At 43.1% G+C, this 754-nt stretch carries 1 protein-coding gene; it reads left to right on the forward strand.

Features of this window, described 5'->3' with window-relative positions:
- Nucleotides 1-21: 21 nt before the first annotated feature.
- On the forward strand, nt 22-754 hold a 733-nt coding region (locus tag ADH54_RS10755; RefSeq protein WP_239682671.1), incomplete at its 3' end, for a G5 domain-containing protein.

The raw sequence follows: 754 nt of genomic DNA on the forward strand, positions 1-754 counted from the left end.
AAAACTGAAACAACTAAAGCTATGCGCCAAAAAGTAATCTTGGTTGGTACTAAAGAAGACACTCCACTTCCTCAGACCAAAGCAGAAGATAATAGTGATTATAAAACAAGTCCTGAGAAAGGTGTGTTAAATGTCACAGTAGAGAAACTAGAATTGCTAGTTACTACAGAGGAGGTTGCTTTCCAAACGATAGAACAAGAAGATGCAACCTTAGCTAAAGGGCAAACTAAAGTTGTTCAAGAAGGTGTTGTTGGTGAACGCACCATCTATACGGAAGTCACTATCGTTAATGGGGAAGAATCTAGCAAAGTCATAGAAAATATAATCACAAAAGAGCCAGTGAACAAGGTGATTGCAGTTGGGACTAAGGAAGAAGATGAACCAAAATCTGAGGAAGGTAGACCAGTTCAACCCGAAAAAACTCCAATAGTAGAGAATGAAACAGAGACAAAACCAGTTGATGGAATAGGACAACCAAGACCAGGAGCCGAAGCAACACCGGGCGAGAAACAAACACCTGACAAACTCGAAGCCGAACCGAAGCAACCAGATCCAGCAACCTCAGCCATGGAATCAGGGGGCAAGGATAATCACACTCTTGCCCAACAAGGTACTGAGTCTCAGCCACCATCTAAAGAAACTGCTGAGATAAAAGATTCTGATCCAGCAACCCCAGCTGTGGAATCAGGATGCGAAGAAGATCAATCTCTTGCGGAACAAAAGGGTGAGGAGAAACAGCTGGGGAACTCAGTTG

It is taken from the genome of Streptococcus pseudopneumoniae (assembly GCF_001072315.1).
Lineage (GTDB): Bacteria > Bacillota > Bacilli > Lactobacillales > Streptococcaceae > Streptococcus > Streptococcus pseudopneumoniae_R.